Source organism: Pseudoxanthomonas sp. 68-E7, from assembly GCF_057773145.1.
Window position 1 is genome coordinate 711312 of record NZ_JBYMTI010000002.1, and the last position, 18004, is coordinate 729315.

Annotated in this window: 16 protein-coding genes; 6 read left to right on the forward strand and 10 right to left on the reverse strand. The window is 68.9% G+C overall.

Annotated elements, in window-relative coordinates; translation table 11 throughout:
- Window positions 1-2: 2 nt before the first annotated feature.
- The 9 genes from AC3DE2_RS07790 to AC3DE2_RS07830 form a co-directional block, all read right to left on the reverse strand.
- Window positions 3-902, reverse strand: a complete 900-nt coding sequence (locus AC3DE2_RS07790) for a glycosyltransferase family 2 protein (RefSeq protein WP_488425710.1) — start codon at window positions 900-902, stop codon at window positions 3-5.
- Window positions 903-909: 7 nt separating this feature from the next.
- Window positions 910-1701, reverse strand: coding sequence for a glycosyltransferase family 2 protein (locus AC3DE2_RS07795; protein WP_488425711.1), 792 nt, complete (start codon window positions 1699-1701; stop codon window positions 910-912).
- Window positions 1698-2903: a hypothetical protein gene (locus AC3DE2_RS07800; RefSeq protein WP_488425712.1), complete on the reverse strand. Its 1206-nt coding sequence runs from the start codon at window positions 2901-2903 to the stop codon at window positions 1698-1700. Before AC3DE2_RS07800 ends, AC3DE2_RS07795 begins: the two co-directional genes overlap by 4 nt.
- A 95-nt stretch (window positions 2904-2998) precedes the next feature.
- Window positions 2999-3637, reverse strand: coding sequence for a polysaccharide deacetylase family protein (locus AC3DE2_RS07805; RefSeq protein ID WP_295375575.1), 639 nt, complete (start codon window positions 3635-3637; stop codon window positions 2999-3001).
- 100 nt (window positions 3638-3737) lie between these two features.
- Window positions 3738-4892, reverse strand: a complete 1155-nt coding sequence (locus tag AC3DE2_RS07810) for a glycosyltransferase (RefSeq protein ID WP_488425713.1) — start codon at window positions 4890-4892, stop codon at window positions 3738-3740.
- Window positions 4889-6229 carry a phenylacetate--CoA ligase family protein gene (locus tag AC3DE2_RS07815; RefSeq protein ID WP_488425714.1) on the reverse strand — a complete coding sequence of 447 codons (1341 nt, stop codon included), beginning with the start codon at window positions 6227-6229 and terminating at the stop codon, window positions 4889-4891. The genes AC3DE2_RS07810 and AC3DE2_RS07815 overlap by 4 nt, the downstream gene beginning before the upstream one ends.
- Window positions 6226-7779 carry a lipopolysaccharide biosynthesis protein gene (locus tag AC3DE2_RS07820; protein WP_488425715.1) on the reverse strand — a complete coding sequence of 518 codons (1554 nt, stop codon included), beginning with the start codon at window positions 7777-7779 and terminating at the stop codon, window positions 6226-6228. The genes AC3DE2_RS07815 and AC3DE2_RS07820 overlap by 4 nt, the downstream gene beginning before the upstream one ends.
- The gene (locus AC3DE2_RS07825) at window positions 7776-9071 is read right to left on the reverse strand and encodes an O-antigen ligase family protein (RefSeq protein WP_295375567.1); all 1296 of its coding nucleotides are present in this window, start codon (window positions 9069-9071) and stop codon (window positions 7776-7778) included. Before AC3DE2_RS07825 ends, AC3DE2_RS07820 begins: the two co-directional genes overlap by 4 nt.
- 22 nt (window positions 9072-9093) lie before the next feature.
- Window positions 9094-10176 carry a polysaccharide deacetylase family protein gene (locus AC3DE2_RS07830; protein ID WP_295375566.1) on the reverse strand — a complete coding sequence of 361 codons (1083 nt, stop codon included), beginning with the start codon at window positions 10174-10176 and terminating at the stop codon, window positions 9094-9096.
- A 168-nt stretch (window positions 10177-10344) separates the two neighbouring features.
- Here AC3DE2_RS07830 and AC3DE2_RS07835 point away from each other — a divergent pair, with 168 nt between their 5' ends.
- The 6 genes from AC3DE2_RS07835 (at window position 10345) to AC3DE2_RS07860 (ending at window position 17351) form a co-directional block, all read left to right on the forward strand.
- A complete protein-coding gene (locus AC3DE2_RS07835; protein WP_295375565.1) occupies window positions 10345-11094 on the forward strand; it encodes a hypothetical protein in 750 nt (249 codons plus the stop codon).
- 27 nt (window positions 11095-11121) lie between these two features.
- Entirely contained in the window at window positions 11122-11733 is a 612-nt protein-coding gene (locus tag AC3DE2_RS07840) for a class I SAM-dependent methyltransferase (protein ID WP_295375564.1), read from the forward strand.
- Window positions 11726-12913, forward strand: coding sequence for a glycosyltransferase (locus AC3DE2_RS07845; protein WP_488425716.1), 1188 nt, complete (start codon window positions 11726-11728; stop codon window positions 12911-12913). Before AC3DE2_RS07840 ends, AC3DE2_RS07845 begins: the two co-directional genes overlap by 8 nt.
- Before the next feature lie 17 nt (window positions 12914-12930).
- Complete coding sequence (locus AC3DE2_RS07850) at window positions 12931-14991, forward strand: NAD-dependent epimerase/dehydratase family protein (RefSeq protein WP_488425717.1); 2061 nt, start codon at window positions 12931-12933, stop codon at window positions 14989-14991.
- A 90-nt stretch (window positions 14992-15081) separates the two neighbouring features.
- Entirely contained in the window at window positions 15082-16254 is a 1173-nt protein-coding gene (locus AC3DE2_RS07855; protein ID WP_295375558.1) for a GNAT family N-acetyltransferase, read from the forward strand.
- On the forward strand, window positions 16251-17351 hold the full coding sequence (locus AC3DE2_RS07860) for a GNAT family N-acetyltransferase (RefSeq protein ID WP_488425718.1): 1101 nt from the start codon (window positions 16251-16253) through the stop codon (window positions 17349-17351). Before AC3DE2_RS07855 ends, AC3DE2_RS07860 begins: the two co-directional genes overlap by 4 nt.
- A gap of 15 nt (window positions 17352-17366) precedes the next feature.
- Here AC3DE2_RS07860 and AC3DE2_RS07865 read toward each other — a convergent pair whose 3' ends face one another.
- A complete protein-coding gene (locus tag AC3DE2_RS07865; RefSeq protein WP_488425719.1) occupies window positions 17367-17999 on the reverse strand; it encodes a GNAT family N-acetyltransferase in 633 nt (210 codons plus the stop codon).
- Window positions 18000-18004 lie beyond the last annotated feature (5 nt).

Genomic DNA, 18004 nt, shown 5'->3' on the forward strand with positions numbered 1-18004 from the left:
GCTCAGCCATTGCGCAGGCGGCGGCGCAGATCCAGCAGCGGCGTGGGCACGAAGGTGGCCGTCCACAGGCCGAGGCCGCGCAGCGACATCCGGCTGGTCAGTGCCTCGGTCAGGAGCGCCCGCGCACCACGCAGGTTGCGCGCGTGCAGCAGGTGCTGGCCGAAATCGGTGCGGATCGCCCTCAGCTTCGCTTCCACCTGGGGCTGCGGCACGCCCAGCGACTGCCCCAGCGTGGCCGCGTTGTGCAACTCGGCGCGGGCGCAGCGCTCGATCCGGCTGGTGATGCTGCCGCTGGCGGGCGTGTAGTGGCCGATCCGATCCTGGCAGGCCAGCACCTTCCAGCCCGCATGGGCGATGCGCAGCCACAGGTGATAGTCCTCGGCGCCGATCAGTCGCGGCGACTCGTCGAAGCCCCCCAGCGCCTCGAAGGCCTGCCGGCGCACCACCGTCATCGAGGTGCAGACGCGATTGCATTCCCACAACGCATCGAAGTCGAGTTCACGCGGGAGCGCGGGCCGTCGGTCGCGCGCGGAGCCATGCAGCAATCCGGCACGCGGATCGCGGCCCAGCGCCAATTGGCGCTCCATCTTGTGCGGCAACCAGCTGTCGTCAGCGTCGAGAAAAGCGATCCATTCGCTTTCACAACGCCTGGCGCCGGTGTTGCGCGCGGCGGCCGGACCGGCGTTGGCCTGGCGCAGCAGCAGGACCCGGTCGCCATATCCGGACAGCACCGCCGCCAGTTGTCCGCCATCGGGCGAACCATCGTCCACCACGATCACCTGCGTGGCGGGAACGGTCTGGGCCAGCACGCTGTCCAGCGCCCTGGCGATGGTGGCGGCGGCGTTGTAGGCGGGAATCACGACGGCGTACGACGCCGCCACGGTGGGGGAACGGTTCGTCATCGTCGCGTCAGGTCGGCATCGGCTTGCGCTTCCACAGCGCGTTGCGGATGTAGTGGATCATGTACCAGGCCGCGCGCGGTGCGCTGAGTCCCTCGACCTGGCGGTAGATGCGCCATTGCCAGCCGGCGGCGCGCAGCTTGTTGGCGGAAACCGAACCGTTGCGCACCAGGTAGTAGGCCAATGGTTCGTCGTCCTCGACCCGCACCGCGCTGCCGGCCTGGCGCACGCGCTCCAGCCAGAACACGTAGTCCTCGTGCCCCATCCGCTGGAACGAGGCTTCGCCCAGCCCGCGTTCGTAGATGCCGGTGAGATTGCCGATGTGGTTGCTGCCCAGCATGCGCCGGTAGTCCACGGACAGCGGCGGCGATACCTTGGACAGCAGTCGGCCATCCTCGGCCACCCGCTGGTAGCTGGCATAGCAGATCCGGGCCCCGGTCTGCCGCATCCGCGCCAGTTGCAGTTCCAGTTTGCGCGGCACCCACCAGTCGTCGCTGTCCAGGAACGCGATGTGGGTGCCACGCGCGGCGCGCAGGCCGGCATTGCGCGCGGCCGCGACGCCGGCATTGGCCTGGCGGATGGCGACGACGCGATCATCCCGCGCGGCCAGTTCCGCGATGATGGCCGCCGAACCGTCGCGCGAGCCGTCGTCAATCAGGATCAACTCCACCCGCCCGAACGTCTGCGCCAGCACCGACTCGGCCGAACGCAGCAGGGTCTGCTCGGCGTTGTAGACCGGCATGATCACGCTGACCCGCGTGTCGGTTTCCTCCGGCCCGGGCGTGGCGGCAACGCCGTTCACGCGGCATCCCGGGTCGCGGCATTGCGACCGGAGCCGGCCCACGACGAACGCGGCGCCGGCAGCACGAAGTCGCGGTACTCGTTGGGATTGCCCTCGCGTCCGGCCTCGGCGGCCTTGGCGATGTTGTAGGCCTCGCGCGCGCTGACGTAGTGGAGCACGAAGCGCTTGCCATCGTTGTAGGCGGTTTCCAGGTGACGATGCATGGCGTCCACCGGCGCGCCAAGCAGGGTGTCCATGTCCGCTTCCTGGGTGCCATGGGTATGGATCTTGATGAACACCCAGTCCGGACGGCCTTCTACGTGCACGCCGGTACGCACCCAGGCATCCACGCGGGCGGCGGTCGGCGGCTGGCCGCCGCGCACGTCGGCGTTCTCGATGCGCGGGATGATGCCCATCCGGCGGTCGCGCCAGTTCAGGCCCAGCGGGCCCTGCAGCAGCATCAGGTCACCACTCGGCGTGCCTCCCACGCGTACCGGCGTGCCCTCGTTGTGGGACTTGGGCGCGAGGGGATCGTCGGTGGCGTAGTAGATCGAATTGATGATGCGGGTCTGGGTGTCGCTGGGCGCCGAGGGCATGGTGAAGTCGGCATAGCAGCCCAGCTCGCGCAGCAGGATCAGTTCGTTGTCGATGCCGCACCAGCGACCATCGGGACGGGAATTGTCCAGGCACCAGTTGCCGTGGATGAAGCCGAAACGCAGCTCGCCGCTGGCCGGATCCCGCGGCAGCGCGCCATGGCGCTCGTGCAGGATGTGGCAGAAGCGGGTGATGCTCTGGCGGAAGTTGGCTTCGGTGTCATTGTCGTGGTGCAGGTGCACCTCGATCTCGCCATAGCCGTCGGCGCACAGTTCGGCCAGCTTCTCCAGGTGTTCCGGCGCGTACTCCTCTTCCGGATAGAAGAAGCTGTGCTGCGGCGGTCGCCCGTCCGCGTCGCGGTGGCGCGCGGCCATGTCCCGGTACTCGCGGCACCAGCGATCCACCCGCGTGCGCTGGGTGGCCAGGTCCGCGCCCCGCCACATCGGTTCGAAATGGTCGACGAAGCAGAACATCACATGGACCGGCCGATCGGTGACCTGCGGCGGCTTGCGGCGCAGGTAGCTGCCAATCCAGATTTCCATGTTGCGCGCGCGCAGCAGGCGCCAGATGGCGAAGGCACCGATCGCCGCGACGGCGGCCAGCACGGCCAATCCAATCAGAACGTTCAAGCTTTCCCCCCGTCTTTGCCTGCTCCGGCGTCTGCCGCCACTTCCAACAACGCGGGACGGGGGGGAATCCGGCCAGTGCCGGCGCCGGCGCGGATTCAGCCCGGAGAGGGCAGCGCGCGCAGCGCGAACCCGGCGGCCTTCCAGCGCGGAATCAGCTCCTGCAGCAGCTCCAACGACAGCCGGCTGTCGTCATGCATCAGCACGATTTCGCCGGCCCGGACCGGATGCCGGCCGATGGCGTCCAGCAGTTCGGTGGCGGGCCGCCGGCTGTAGTCGAGACTGTCGTAGGACCAGTACAGGATGCGCCGGCGCTCGCGGATGCAGCGGGCGATCATCGGCAGCGACAGCACGCCGCGCGGCGGGCGGAAGCCATGCCGATCGCGGCCGTTGATCGCGGTCAACAGCGTGTCGGTGCGCTGGATTTCCTCGAACTGCTGCCGCAACGAAAGGGTCTCGAAACGCGGATGGGAAAACGAATGGTTGCCCAGCGTGTGGCCTTCCTCGGCGATCCGCCGGGCCAGCTCCGGATGCCGTTCGATCTGCTGGCCGATCAGGAAGAAGCTGGCCTTGGCGTCGTGCTCGGCGAGCAGATCCAGCAGGGGCGCCGTGTACTCGGGATGCGGGCCGTCATCGAACGTCAGGTACAGGCTGGGTTCGTCCGCGGGCCCGGCCGTGGTCAGCCAGGCATTGGGCAACCATTGCAGGATTTTCAGTCGGCGCGGCCGGGGATTCATGCGACGGGGGATCCGGATTCAGGGGGGGAAAGCGTGCGATCACGCGCACGGGCGTGCGGGTCACGCAGGTTCCATACGAACGGGCATGCGGGCACGCGCATCAGGCGGTTTCCGTGAGCGCGGCCAGTTCGCCCGCGCTCACCGGGTGGCCCGCGTACAGCCGCTCGTAACGCAGGGCCATCGTGCGGAATGATCCTTCGGCCAGCGCCCAGTCGCGTCCTGCCTGGCCCATCCGCGTCGCCTCCTCCGGCATGGCCAGCAATGCCCGCAGGGCCTCGGCGAGGTTGGCGGGATCGCCCGCCGCCACCAGCCGTCCGTTGCGGCCCTCGTGGACGATCTCGCGGTTGCCGCCGACATCGGTCGCCACGATCGGCAGCGCCGCGGCGCAGGCTTCCAGCAGCGCGATGGAATAGCCCTCGCTCGAAGAAGGCAGGGTGAAGACCTCCATCCCGGCAAGCAGCCGCGGCACGTCGCTGCGATCACCGAGGAAACGCACGGCATCGCCGAGCGCCAGCTCACCGGCCAGCCGCTCCAGCGACTCGCGCAGGCTGCCGTCACCCACGATCGCCAGCACCGCCTGCGGCATCCCGGCGCGCAGTTGCGCGAACGCCCGCAGCAGCACCTGCTGGTTCTTGACCGGCTGCAGGCGTCCCACCGTGCCGATGATGCGGCTGTCAGGGGCCCAGCCCAGCTCCGCCGCCAGCGCCGCGCGTCCGGCGGCGCCGGTGGCCTGGAAGCGCTCCAGGCGGATGCCGTTGGGAACCGCCAGCAGGCTTTGGCGCGGACGCACGCCCTGGTCTTCGAAACACTGGCGCGCGGCCTCGCACACGCCCACCACGTAGTCGGTCATGCGCATGCTGCGGCGATACAACCACTCCTTGCGGCTGGCGGGATTCGACGCGCCCATGCTGTGGCGGGTGTTGATGACCCGCGCCAGCGGCAGGCCCAGCGCCGCCAGCACCGCGTGGTAATGCGCGGTCGCGTTGTGGGTATGCAGCACCGCGCCGGGGTGGCGCCGCAGCAGCGCCCGGGCGCGGCGCACGGCCGACCAGTCCATGCCCTGCCGCTTGTGGCAGGCCGCCACTTCCACGCCCTGCGTGGTCAGCTCGTCCGCCAGCTGGCCGGGCTCGAACAGGCAAATCACCCGGCAATCGTGGCCGGCATCGCGCTGGGCGGCGATCAGGTCGATGACCGTGCGCTCAAGCCCGCCGCGCTCCAGGTTCTCGACGAAGTGGATGACTTCCATACCCTTCATGTCAGTTCAGATACCGTCACGCGCTGTTTGCCGGTCGCGGTCAGTGGAATGTCGTCGGCGAAGCGGAAATCCAGCGCCACGTCCTGGCCAATCACCTTGCGCAGCTCCGCGCCCATGCGTTCGACCACCGCCGGTTCGAAGTCGTGATCGCGCACCAGCGTGATCTCGAAGGCATCCAGGCGTTTCTGCACCACCTGGTAGCGACGGATGCCGGTCGCCCCCAGGAAAGCGTACACGATGAACTCGCCGGGAATGTAACGGCCGTCCGGCGTGCGCAGGGCGTCGAGCTTGCGGCCGTCGACGCTGGCCAGCAGCGGCAGCGCGCGTCCGCAGCTGCACCGCCCCTGCCCCGGCGTGGCCAGGTCGCCATTGACGTAGCGCAGCAGCGGCATGCCCAGGTTGTGCAGGTCGGTGACGATGATCTCGCGCGGCCCCGCGACGTCGTCGCCAACGCCCGCTCCCAGTTCCACGTGCAGGTGATCCATGTTGACGTGCAGGCCCTTGCGATGTTCGCACTCGGCGGCGATCAGCATGAACTCGCGGCAGCCATAGGTGTTGTAGGCCGGGCAGCCGAACGCCTGCTCGATCAGGGCGCGCTGGCTTTCGTGCAGGGTTTCGGCCGCGCCAAGGATCCGCTGCGGGCGGTGCACGCGGCGGCCGTTGGCGATCAGCCACTCGGCCATCTTCACGATCGGCGCCACGTACGACACCACGCTCTCCGGGCGGAACCGATCGAACGCGTCGGCGTACTCCGCCATGCGCGCATCGCTCATCTCGAAGGCGCTGAGCATGTAGCGGTTGAAGGCCGCGTGGTACAGGCGGTCCTTGCGCTTCTGCGCGCCGACCGGGGTTCCCCACAGATACAGCGTGCGCTGGCCCAGGCGCGCGCCCGACCAGCCGTAGCCACGCCACATGATCGCCATCCGGCGTTCGTAGCTCTCGTGGGTATAGCCGAACCTCAACGGCTCGCCGGTGGAGCCGCCCGTGGTCTTGTACAGCAGGCCGGGACGCTGGTTGGCGGCGATCAGCGCCTCGAAATTCGCGCGGATGGTCGGCTTGTCCAGCAACGGCAGGCGGGCGTAGTCGTCCAGTCCGCGGATGTCCTCGTGCGAGCCGATGCCCAGTTCGCCCCACGTCCGACGGTAGAACGGCACCTGCTCCCAGCAATGGCGCAGCAGGCGCTGGAGCTTCTGCCACTGCAGCGCGCGCAGCGCGTCTTCGTCCAGCGACTGGTTGCGTTCGTATTCGTCGAGATAGCGCAGGGTCTTGCGCCCGCGCAGGCCGGATTCGTACAGCGGGAACAGCACCCGCCGGAACAGCGGCGCATACAGGCTCATGGCGTGCCCTCACCCGGCGCACGCTGGTAGGCCCACGCCAGGAAACGCGCGCCCAGCCGCGGCCGACCCGCGGCGAAGCGCTGGTGGAGATGCTGAAGGTGCTCGATGTCGCCCCGGCTCCAGCAGCCGAGCAACAGGGTCAACGGAATGTAGGCCAGTACCAGGACGGCGCCGCCGCTCAGCACCGAGGCGATCGGCAGCAATCCGCGCAGCGGCCAGGCCAGCAGGCCCGCGAGCGCGGCGGCCAACAGGATCCGCGCCAGCCGTCCCCATTCCGGATGCGCATGGCTGACCCGGGTGGCCAGGGTCATGTAGACCACGGCGTTGAGCGTGGCCACGGTGATGTACGCCACCACCGCGCCCTTCAGCGCGAAGTGGGCGATCAGCACCGCGTCCAGCACCACCTTCAGCAACGCGCAGATGATCACCAGCACCAGGATGCTGCGCTGGCGATCGGCGCTGACCAGCAGGCTGGAACCGCCCTGGGTCATGGTGGTCAGGCAGGCCGCGACCAGGCATACCGCGAACACCGGTCCGGCGGCGTAGTACTCGCGGCCATACAGCAGGTGGATGACGTCGTTGCAGAACACGACGCCGAATGCCGCCAGCGGCGCGGCCAGCAGCACCAGGTAGCCGGTGGTGGCGACGAAGCGTTGCGCGGCGACTTCGCGTCCACGGCTCAGCGCGTTGGCCATCATCGGCAGCAGCAGCGCGCCGAACACGCCCGGCACCAGCATCGCCGCGCCGATCGCCAACTGGTAGGCGACCTTGAACTGGCCGGCGGCATGGCTGTCGGCGTACATGTTCAGGAACATCACTTCCACTTCGCTGGCCGCCATGAAGCCGACCGACACCGTCAGCGCGGTCCAGCCCATGTGCCTGCGCACCCGGCCCAGCAACGGCGCCGGCAGCTGCACGCCGGGCTGGCGCGCGGGCACCAGCGGGGCGATCTGGCGGAACGACATGCCGAAGAACACGAAGCTGGACACGACGAACACCGCCAGCAGCCATTCCACCGGCGCGTCCAGCCGCCAGGCCAGCAACACCAGCAACAGGTTGATCGGGGTGGACACCAGCGCCACCATCGCGGTCGCGCGGAAATTCTCGAAGCCCTTGGCCACGCCGATGTTGAACATGTAGGACGAACGCAGCGCCACCGCCAGCACCAGGAAGCCGAGCAGCAGCTTGTGGTTCATGCCGGGCGCGATGTGGTCGCCGCCGAAGATGAACACCGCGGCGCCGGCCAGCAGCACCACCAGCAGGAAGATCCGCTGGGCGCGCCGCAGGTAGTCCAGCAGGTACGGAATCATCTCGGTGTGTTCGGTGCCGCGCAGTTCGGCGACGAACTTGATCGCGGCGCTGGCGGTACCGGAGTTGGTGATCGCCACCCCCATCGCCACCAGCCAGATCACCAGGCTGTAGGTGCCGAAACCGTCCGGCCCCAGGTGCCGGGCGATGACGATGGACGTGAGCATGCCCAGCACGTACTCGGTGTAGGTGCCTACCGAGGAGAACAGGGTGTTGCTGAGGGTGCGCGACCGACTGTTCATGCCATTGCCAGGAGGACCTTGACCATCACGTACAGGCCGATAACGCCAATTACGGAATAGATCGGCCAGCGCAGCAGGTCCTTGTCCAGGCTGAAGGCCGGCAGGCTCGGATAGACCTCGCGCAGGCGCGTGTAGTGGGCGACCACGATCGCGATCAGCAGGTACAGGATGATCACGTAGCTGCGGCTGAGGAAGAAGGCCGCGGTGATGAAGCCGCTCAGCGACATCAGCAGGGTCAGGGTCAGCGCCCGGTCCTTGTGCCACTCGGCCAGCGCCACCTCGTCCGGCACCTCGGGCGGCACGTCGTTGATGATGTCGTCGCCGCGCCGCAGCGGCGCCAGCATCATCCGGAAGCTGTAGCCGACGATGGCCAGCCACAGGGTGAAACCGATGATGCCCAGCTCGGCCAGCACCAGCACGAAGGAATTGTGCGCGGTCAGCTCGTGCAGGTCCGAGTAGCCGCCGGCGCCGATGCCGAACACCGGATTGCCAATGAACATCTGGATGCCTTCGTACCAGGAATCCACGCGACCCATCGCCGAGGCTTCGGACACCTCCATGTCCTGCAGGCGCGAAGGCAGCATCATCAGCCCGCCCAGCGCCGCGACCCCGAGCAGGCCGGCGGTGAAGATGCCGCGCTTGCGCCATACGTACACGCCCAGCAGCGCGACCAGCGCCAGCAGGGTGCCACGGGAATTGGTCAGGTAGCAGCCATAGATCAGCAGGCCCGCCACCAGCAGCCAGAACAGCCGGCGCAACCCCATCAAGCCGCCGCGCGCGCCCAGGTAGAACGCCATCGGCAGGCACATGACGAACAGCAGGCCCAGGTCGTTGGGATCGTTGAAGATGCCGACGTACTGGATGCGGGTGCCCTGGGACAGCTCCACTCCGGTCCAGCCCATCCCGATCGTTGCCTGCTCCACGCCGTGCAGCGCCAGCACGCCCGCGCAGATCGTCAGCACCGCCATCACCGTCTCCAGCCGCTCGCGGGTGCTGGCGGCGTTGGCCAGCAACACATAGGCCAACAGCACCGGGGCGAAGATGAAGAACACGAACAGCGCGCCACCCGGCCAGCCGTTCACCACCTTGGAGAACATGGCCACGAGCAGGAAGCACGGAATCAGCAGGTACTGCGGCGCGGAGAACGACTTGCGCGCGGAGAACACCCACAGGCCGGCCGCCGCCAGCAGCGCGATCGACTGCAACGGCGGTCCGGGGTTTTCGGCAATCGCCGGATAATCCTGGGGCCGGATGATCACCAGCGCCAGATACACCAACAAGAAAAAGAACATCAGCCCCTGTCGCTCCGCTCGTTCAACCTGTGCGCAACCTTGATGTGTAGCTGAACACCTCCGGCACCGCCACCATCGCCTCGAACCATTCCCGGTCCATCTGCCGTTCCACCGGCAAACGCGGCACCGAATACAGCGTGGTGGCCTCGATCGCGCGGGTCCCGGCCACGTAGCTGCAGGCCATCCGGAACCCGGCCGCCCGCACCGCCTCGACCGTATCGCCGTCGAACGCGTCCGGCCCGCCGACCGGATAGGACAGCACCGCGACCGCGCCACCGAGCTCGCGTTCCAGCGCCTGCTTGGATCCCTGCACCTCGGCGATCATTCGATCCCGCGGCAGCTTGGCCAGCATCCGGTGGTCGACCCCGTGCGAGCCGATTTCCATGCCAGCCGCGCGCATCTCGCGCAGCTGGTCCCAGGTCATCGGCCGGCAATGGGGGTGGCCCTGCGAGCGCGGCAGGTTCCATTCGCGCTCAAGCCGGGCGATCAGCGCGCTCTGGCCCTCGTCATCCAGCGACTTGAGCCGGTCCAGCAGTTCCGATGCCTGCACGCGGCGTTCGCCCAGGCCCTGGCCCAGCGGCCAGTCCACGCCCAGCTCGGGCGCCTGCAGGCGCCGGGCCTCGGTCGAGCACACCATGTGCACCAGCCAGTCGTAGGCGTACGGCCGCCCGGAATCGATATGACCGGTGGAAACGAAGAACATCGCCGACATCCCCAACTCGCGCAGGATCGGGAAGGCGATCCGGTAGTTGTCGTCGTAGCCGTCGTCGAAGGTCACCAGCACCGCGCCGCGCGGAAGCCGCTTGCCCTGGTCCAGCTGATCGAGCACCTGGGCGAAGGTCATCGGCACGAAATACCGCTTCAAATAGGCCATCTGCGCGCGGAACGCATCCGCCGAGGCGCTGATGAGGTCGGTGTCGAAGCTGAAGTCGTCCGGGTCGGCCGATTCCAGCACGCGGTGATAGGCCAGCACCCGCACCGCGTCGCCCGATCCCAGTCGCATCCGGCCCAGCAGGGGCAGCACACCGGCGCGGTGGCACCAGCGTGCCAGCAGCTGCCTGCGCCCTGCCCGTTCCCTTGCCTGTTTCGATGCTCCCCTGGCCATCATCCATCCGCATCCGGCAACCATGCCCGATGCCCTGAATACGCGGATTGCCGACAAATCCGGCCATCCCCCCGGCCGGTGGCCGCATCCGCGCCGCTTTGCCGTCTGGCAGGCGAATCCGGACGCACTGCGCTAACGTGGGCGGGATATATCAGGGGCGTGTTCTGCATGTCGGACGATACCGACTTTGTCGCGTTGTACAACGAACTGGGACTCGATGCCGAATGCAGCATGCTGCATTTCAAGCATGCCTACCGGCGCCGGGTCATGCAGTTGCATCCGGATCACCAGCGCCATCCCGCCGATGTCGCGCGACTGCAACGGCTCAACCGCATGTACGCGGCCGCGCTGGAGTTCCATCGCGTGCATGGCCGGCTCCCGGGCGCCTCGCGTCCGACCCCGGCGGCCGCGGACGAGGCGTTCGACACCGCGCCATTGGCGCAGACGCTTCCGCCCGCGGCGACACCCGCATTCGCCGCCTCGGCGCGCGCCTGGGCGCGCGAATCGGAACCGGCCAACGACCTCGAGATAGATTCTGAGCCCGCGCCGGTGACCGGATTTCCCCGTCGTCGCCGTTACCTGCTGATGTTGGCCCTGCTTGCGCTGGTGCTGTACTGGTGGGGTGCGCAGAAGACCGCGACCCCGTCGCTGGATCCCGCCGGTCCCGGTGATGCGGTTTCGCCGGGACTGGGAACGCCGGAAGTCGCCAGCCGGCTCACCGTCGGCATGGACGGCAAGCAGGTCCGGCGCATCCTCGGGGAGCCGGACGGCGAACACGCCGCGCGTTGGGACTATGGCCCGTCGTGGGTCGAGTTCCGCTGCGGCCAGGTGGTCGGCTGGTACAGCTCGCCGCTGCGACCGCTGCGGGTGGACGAAGAAAGCGCGCGTGCGGCGACCACGGAGGTGCCGCACTGCTGAAGGAAGATGGATTCAGGGGGAAGTGAGATGTTTGCTGGCACCGCCGGACTGCTGAAGAAGGCACAGCGCCGCCTGTGGATGAAGTACGCGCTGCGCGGCGTCGGCGGCAGCGACAATCATGCGCGGCTGGATCTGGCCTACCGCATGGAAGACCCCTGGAACATGGATTCGGCCATGGAGCGGACCCGCTTCGAGGCCACCAACCGGGTCATCGAACAGACCTTCGGCCGGGTCGGCAGCGTGCTCGAGATCGGCTGTGGCGAAGGCCACCAGACCCAATACCTGGCCCGCCTCAGCGATGAACAATACGGCCTGGACGTCAGCGCCCACGCGGTGGCGCGCGCGCAGGCGCGGCTGCCACGGGCGCACTTCGCGGCCGCGGACCTGTTCCACCAGCCCTGGGGCGAGCAACGCCACCGTTTCGACCTGGTCACCGCCTGCGAGGTGCTCTACTACCTCAGCGATCCGGCCGCGACGGTGGCGCGCATGCGCCATCTGGGCCGCAACGGCCTGGTGACCTTCTTCGCCCCGGCCTGCGGCCGCATCGGCCCGCACGTGGAAGCCATTCCCGGCGTGCACAAGGACTGGATCCACCATGGCGCGACCGCCTGGCTGATCGCATGGTGGCGCGATGCCTGATGCCAACGCGACCCTGCAGGGGCTGGGCGTGGTCTATTTCGGCAATGACTGGAACGCGGAGAACCGCACCAGCAGCCACCACATCGCCACCCGCCTGGCCGGGCACATGCCGGTGCTGTACGTGGATTCCCCCGGGATGCGCGCGCCCAACGCGTCCGGCCGCGACCTGAAGAAGGCGTGGCGCAAACTGAGCGCGGCGCTGCGCCGGCCCGAGCGCATCCGCGACGGCTTCTGGCGCTGCACCGTGCCGCAACTGCCGTTCCGGCGGATTCCCGGCGTCGACGCCTTCAACCGCCTGTTCGGCCGTTGGGCGGTGCGTCGTGCGTTGCGCGCGATCGGCATCCAGCGGCGCATTTCCTGGTTCGCGGTCCCGCACCCGGGTTTCCTGGCCGGGCGCCTGGGCGAGGAACTGTGCGTGTACTACTGCATCGACGACTATGCCGCGCATCCCGGCGTGGACACCGAGTTGATCGGCCAGCGCGACGACGCGCTCAGCCGCGCGGCCGACCTCCAGTTCGTCGCTCCGCCGGCCTTGCTGGAACGCAAGCGCGGACTGAATCCGCGGACGTTCTACTCGCCGCACGGCGTGGACGTGGCGCTGTTCCGCCAGGCCGGCGAGGCAGGCACCGAGATCCCCGCCGCCGCGCGCGACCTGTCGGGTCCGGTGGTCGGCTACATCGGTTCGCTGCACGAGTGGATCGATCTGGACCTGATCGCCTGGCTGGCCCGCCAGCGCCCGCAGTGGACCTTCCTGCTGGTCGGCCACGCCGCCGCCGACGTGAGCGAATTGCGTGCGCTGTCCAACGTGCGCCTGGTGGGGGCCCAGCCCTATCCCACCCTGCCGCAGTGGGCCAAGGCGTTCGACGTGGCGATCATCCCGTACCGGATGAATCGCCAGGTCGCCAATTCCAATCCACTCAAACTGCGCGAGTACCTGGCCACCGGCAAGCCGGTGGTCAGCGTTTACAACCCCGAAATCGAGAAGTTCTCGCGCTGGGTGCGCATCGCCCATGACCGCGAGGGCTACCTGCGCGCGCTGGAAAGCGCGCTGGCCGAAGACACCCCGCAGGCCGCCGCCGAGCGCATCGCCGCGGTCGCCGACCAGACCTGGGACAGCCGCGTGGACAGCGTGCTGGACACCGTGGCCCAGGCCCTGCAACGCCAACGCCCCCTTTCCTGATCATGCTCAATACCCCCATGCCCGCTTCCGCTTCCTCCCGGCTGCGCGTCGCCATCGTCGGCGCCGGCTATGTCGCCACCCATCACCTGTCCGCGCTCAAGCGCCTGGATTTCGTCGACTTGGTCGGCGTCTGCGACAGCCAGTTGCCGGCGGCGCAGGCATTGGCCAAGCGCTTCGGCGTGGCCCGCGCGGTCGCGCGCCTGGAGGAACTGGCCGATGCGCAGCCGCAGGCGGTGTACGTGCTCACCCCGCCGTCCTCGCATCCGGCGATTGCCCTGGCCGCGCTGGACATGGGCTGCCATGTGCTGGTGGAGAAGCCGATGGCCGACAGCGTGGCCGATTGCGAAGCGATGATCGCGCGCGCGCAAGCCCGCGGGCGCCTGCTCGGCGTCAACCATTCGGACCTGTTCGATCCGGTGCTGATGCAGGCATTGCAGGCGGTGCGCGACGGCCGCATCGGCGAGGTGGTGTCGGTCGACATCATCCGCAATTCGGAATATCCGCCCTACGCCGGGGGCCCGCTGCCCGGCGCGGTGACCCAGGGCTCGTACCCGTTCCGCGATCTGGGCGTGCACGGCCTGTACACGCTGGAAGCGTTCCTGGGTGAAATCGGCCACGCCGAAGTCGCCTTCCAGTCCCGCGGCACCGACCCCAACCTGCACTTCGACGAGTGGCAGGCCAACATCCGCGCCGAGCGCGGCATCGGCCGCCTGCTGCTGTCCTGGAACGCGCGGCCGATGGAGAACCGCGTGTTCGTGCGCGGTACCCGCGGCACCATCGAGGTCGATCGCTTCCTGCAGACCTGCCGCATCCATCGCGTGCTGCCCGGCCCGAAGTTCATCGGCATCGTCGCCAACGCGTTCTTCAGCGCGCTCAAGGACGTGTTCCGCGTGCCCTGGAACGTGGTCCGCTTCGCCACCGGCATGCTCAAGCCCTCGCCCGGCATCCAGCATGGCGCACAGGCGTTCGCACAGGCCGCGCGCGACGGCGCCGCCCCGCCGTTCACCGGCGAGGACGCGCTGCGCATCGCCCGCCTGCTGGAACCGCTGTGCGCCGAGCCGGACCGCCAGCGCCTGGCGCTGCTGGAAAGCCGCTACGCCGACCTGCCGCCGGCCGACGCGCTGGTGACCGGCGCCGCCGGTTTCCTCGGCCGCCGCCTGGTCGCGCGCCTGCGCGCCGAAGGCCGCAGCGTGCGCGTGCTGGTGCGCCGCCCGGTCGCCGCGTATGCGCAGGACGCCGGCATCCAGACGGTGATCGGCGATCTCGGCGATCCGCGCATCGTCGATCACGCGGTCCAGGGCGTGGGCGTGGTCTACCACGTCGGCGCCGCGATGCGCGGTGGCCCGCGTGATTTCGAAGCCGGCACCGTCTGGGGCACGCGCAACGTGGTCGAGGCCTGCCTGGCGCACCGCAACCGCCGGCTGGTCTACGTCAGCTCGATGAGCGTGTTCGATCACGCCGGGCGCGCCGCCGACGCGGTGATGACCGAAGCCTCTTCCTACGAACCGCATCCGGAATGGCGCGGCGCCTACACCCAGACCAAGTTGAACGCCGAACGCCACGTGCGCGACGCGATCGAACAGCATGGCCTGCCCGCGGTGATCCTGCGTCCCGGCCAGATCTTCGGGCCCGGCGCCGAAAAGGTCACCCCCAATGGCGTCATCGGCCTGGCCGGCCGCTGGGTGGCGGTGGGCAGCGGCGCGCAGACCCTGCCGCTGGTCTACATCGACGACGTGGTCGACGCACTGGTGCAGGCGGCCGACGCGCCGCAGGCGGTGGGCAAGCTGTTCAACATCGTGGACACCTCGGCCGTCACCCAGGAGGCCTATCTGCAGCGCGCGCAGCGCAAACTCGGTGGCGAACTGAAACGGCTGCGCGTGCCGGTCTGGACCTTCCTGCTGCTGGGCTGGGGCGTGGAGCAGCTGGGCAAGGTGCTCAAGCGCGACGTGCCGCTGACCCGCTACCGCGTGCGTTCGCTGCGCCCGCTCGCCAATTTCGACACCACCGCCGCGCGCGAACAGCTGGGCTGGACGCCGCGCGTGGGCGTGGAGCAGGGACTGGATGCGACCTTCGGTTGATCATGTCGCCCTCCTTCCCGCCGCTCCCCCCGCTGTGCGCTCCCGTGGCACAGCGCTTGCATCCTCCGCCCTGATCACGCGCGGCCGCGCGTGCCCATCGTGACCACGCCCGCCAACGGATACGAGAAACCGCCGATGCTCTCGCCCGCCACCCGCTCGTTCGACGTTCGCCTGGAACCACTGCCGGATCTGGATCTCCTGCGCCAACGCTGGGAAGAACTGGAAAGCCGCTCGCAATGCAGCGTGTTCCTCAGCTGGATCTGGATCGGCACCTGGCTGGAGATGATCTGCCCGCGCCGGAACGCACGCCTGGCCTCGGTCTATCTGGACAAGCGCCTGGTCGGCCTGGGCATCGTCACGGCGCGCCGGCGCTTCCTGGGCCTGGGTCCGACCCACCTGCGCCTGCACCAGGTCGGTGACCGCGCGCTCGACAGCCTGACCATCGAGTTCAACGGCCTGCTCAGCGAAACCGGACTGGAAAGCGAAACCCTGGTCGCGTTCGTGGATCACCTGCATCGTCATGAACGCCACTGGCTGACCCTGTTCCTGCCGGGCATCGAGGTCGATCGCATTCCGCTGGAACAACTGCGCGCGCCCAACCTGCGCCTGCGCATGTTCAAACGGCCGACGCCCTACATCGACCTGACCGGCCTGCGCGAGGACCACGGCCTGTACCTGTCGAGCGTGCTGGGACGCAACACCCGTGCCCGCGTGCGCCGTACCGCGCGCAAGCTGGGCGAGCGCTGGGGCGAACTGAAAATCGACGTGGCCACCACGACGGAAGAACGCCTGGCGTTCTTCGATGGCCTGGTCGCGCTGCACCAGGCCCACTGGACCGCCGAGGCCGGCGAACAGGGCGCGTTCGCCGATCCCCGCATCATCGCCTTCCATCGCCGGCTGATCGCCGCCTCGCAACCGGACCACGGCGCGCAGTTGCTGCGCTTCGAGGCCGGTGGGCACGTGGCAGGCTATCTCTATCACCTGATCTCGCGCGGCGTGGTCTGTTTCTACCAGGCGGGCATCGACTATCCGCGCATCGGCGACTGCGGCAGCCCCGGCCTGCTGCTGTTGACCGAAGCCGTGCAGAACGCCGTCCAGGAAGGCCATCGGCGCTACGAACTGATGGCCGGCGAGATGGACTACAAGCGCGTGCTGGCGATGGCCGAGGGGCGCATGGCCTGGCTGTCGGTGGATCGCGTGGGTCTGCGCACGCGCCTGATGGACGCGATGCGCGGCCGCCGGCACGGGACCGTGCCGGCATGACCGCGACGGTCACCCTGGATGACTGGAAAAGCCTGCAGGCCGGTGACTTCGCGGAATGGGAAACGCTGGCCCGCGCCAGCGCGTCGTCCAATCCCTTCCTGATGCCGGGATTCGTGCAGGCGGCGGTGCGCTGGCTGACGCCGCAGGCACCGCCGTCGCTGCTGCGCGTGCGCGGCGAGGATGATGCGCTGATCGGCCTGGCCTGCCTGGAGCATCGGCGCCCCAACCTGTTCGTGCCGCTGCCGCACTGGCGCGCCTACCGGCACGCGCATGCCTTCCAGTCCGGCCTGCTGCACGCGCCCGGCGCCGCCGAGACGGTGGCCGCGACGGTGATCGACCTGATGGCGCAGCCACGCTCCCCCGCACCGGTGCTGTTGCTGCACAACCTGGTCGCCGAATGTCCGCTGTCGGCCGCGCTGTGGGCCACCCGCGATCCGCGCCTGCAATGGCACGAAACCCGGCGCTTCCAGCGTCCGGTGCTGCGCACGCGCGCCGGTGTCTCCACCACCGCGCGCATGCGCGGTTCGGTGCTCAAGGATCTGCGCCGGCGCCTGCGCCGCCTGCAGGATCAGGGCGAGGTGGCCACCCGCATCCTGCAGGGCGCCGATGCGGATCAGGCCGCGGCCGAGCGCCATCTCGCCCTCGAACACGCCGGCTGGAAGGGCGACGCCGGCAGTTCCCTGCACGCCAGTCCGGCCCAGCGCGGATTCTTCCTGGAGATGGCGGCGCGGCTGGCGCCGACCGGTACGCTGGTGTTCGTGGAAACACTGTGCGCCGGACGGGTGATCGCCTCGACCAGCAACCTGATGTCGGGCCAGGTGCTCAGCGGCTTCAAGACCGGCTGGGATCCCGAATACCGCCAGGCCAGCCCCGGCCGCATCAACGAGTGGCAGTTGTTCGAGGCGATGAACGCGCGCTGGCCGCAGTTGCGCCAGTTCGACAGCCAGGCGCGGGAGAATTCCTACCTGGCCGAACTGCTGCCGGATCAGCAGATCATGGTGTCCGGGATCCTCGCCGCGGGCACCACGGCCAACCGCTGGCTGTCGGCGGCACGTGCGCTGCGGCCGCTGGCCTACCGGCTCGGCCACGACGACTGAGCCGCGCGGCGCCGGTCAGGCAATCTGGGTGCGATGCCAGGCGCGCTCCTCGGCGCTGAGCCAGAGCAGGCGCTTGTGCGGATGCAACGCGGTCGGTTCCGGCCGCAGCGCCGGCGGCGGCAGGCTCCGCCACAGCAGGCGGCCTCCCAGCATCAGCCCATACACGGTCGCGAAGGGCTTGAAACCCATGGTGCGGTGCGCGCGCAGCGAGGGCCGGTTGATGTAGCTGACGTCGGACAGGTATTCCAGCGGCGCCGATTCCACCGTGCTGCCGATCGCCATCATCGCCAGCAGCAGCCGGCGTCCGCGTCGCTGCGGCACCACATAGGCATCGCGCAGCCAGACCTGGGTCTTGTCCAGCGGGAACAGCCAGCCCAGCTCGTCGAAGTAGCGCGGTATCCCGTGCAGCGCCCAGAACCAGGCAATCACTTCATCGCCTTCCTCGATCGCGAAGCAGCGGAAACCATGCTCGAAGCGCCGGCGCAGGCGTGCCGGATCGCCGGTGCGGCCCTGCTGCCGGTAGACCTTCGACAGCCGCGCCTCGTCGCCCATCTCCAGCTCGACGAACTGCTGCCCCGGCGCCAGCGGGTTGTCGCCCGGACTGCCCGCTTCGCGTCGCAACAGCACGATGGCATTGAAATCGAACATCCCCT

What these genes read in the sequence shown, in the direction of transcription:
- AC3DE2_RS07815 (WP_488425714.1), bottom strand. Translation starts at nt 6,229, where the DNA reads ATGAGCCTGTATGCGCCGCTGTTCCGGCGGGTGCTGTTCCCGCTGTAC.
- AC3DE2_RS07820 (WP_488425715.1), bottom strand. Translation starts at nt 7,779, where the DNA reads ATGAACAGTCGGTCGCGCACCCTCAGCAACACCCTGTTCTCCTCGGTA.
- AC3DE2_RS07810 (WP_488425713.1), bottom strand. Translation starts at nt 4,892, where the DNA reads ATGAAGGGTATGGAAGTCATCCACTTCGTCGAGAACCTGGAGCGCGGC.
- AC3DE2_RS07805 (WP_295375575.1), bottom strand. Translation starts at nt 3,637, where the DNA reads ATGAATCCCCGGCCGCGCCGACTGAAAATCCTGCAATGGTTGCCCAAT.
- AC3DE2_RS07865 (WP_488425719.1), bottom strand. Translation starts at nt 17,999, where the DNA reads ATGTTCGATTTCAATGCCATCGTGCTGTTGCGACGCGAAGCGGGCAGT.
- AC3DE2_RS07825 (WP_295375567.1), bottom strand. Translation starts at nt 9,071, where the DNA reads ATGTTCTTTTTCTTGTTGGTGTATCTGGCGCTGGTGATCATCCGGCCC.
- AC3DE2_RS07845 (WP_488425716.1), top strand. Translation starts at nt 11,726, where the DNA reads ATGCCTGATGCCAACGCGACCCTGCAGGGGCTGGGCGTGGTCTATTTC.
- AC3DE2_RS07850 (WP_488425717.1), top strand. Translation starts at nt 12,931, where the DNA reads ATGCCCGCTTCCGCTTCCTCCCGGCTGCGCGTCGCCATCGTCGGCGCC.
- AC3DE2_RS07830 (WP_295375566.1), bottom strand. Translation starts at nt 10,176, where the DNA reads ATGGCCAGGGGAGCATCGAAACAGGCAAGGGAACGGGCAGGGCGCAGG.
- AC3DE2_RS07860 (WP_488425718.1), top strand. Translation starts at nt 16,251, where the DNA reads ATGACCGCGACGGTCACCCTGGATGACTGGAAAAGCCTGCAGGCCGGT.
- AC3DE2_RS07840 (WP_295375564.1), top strand. Translation starts at nt 11,122, where the DNA reads ATGTTTGCTGGCACCGCCGGACTGCTGAAGAAGGCACAGCGCCGCCTG.
- AC3DE2_RS07835 (WP_295375565.1), top strand. Translation starts at nt 10,345, where the DNA reads ATGTCGGACGATACCGACTTTGTCGCGTTGTACAACGAACTGGGACTC.
- AC3DE2_RS07790 (WP_488425710.1), bottom strand. Translation starts at nt 902, where the DNA reads ATGACGAACCGTTCCCCCACCGTGGCGGCGTCGTACGCCGTCGTGATT.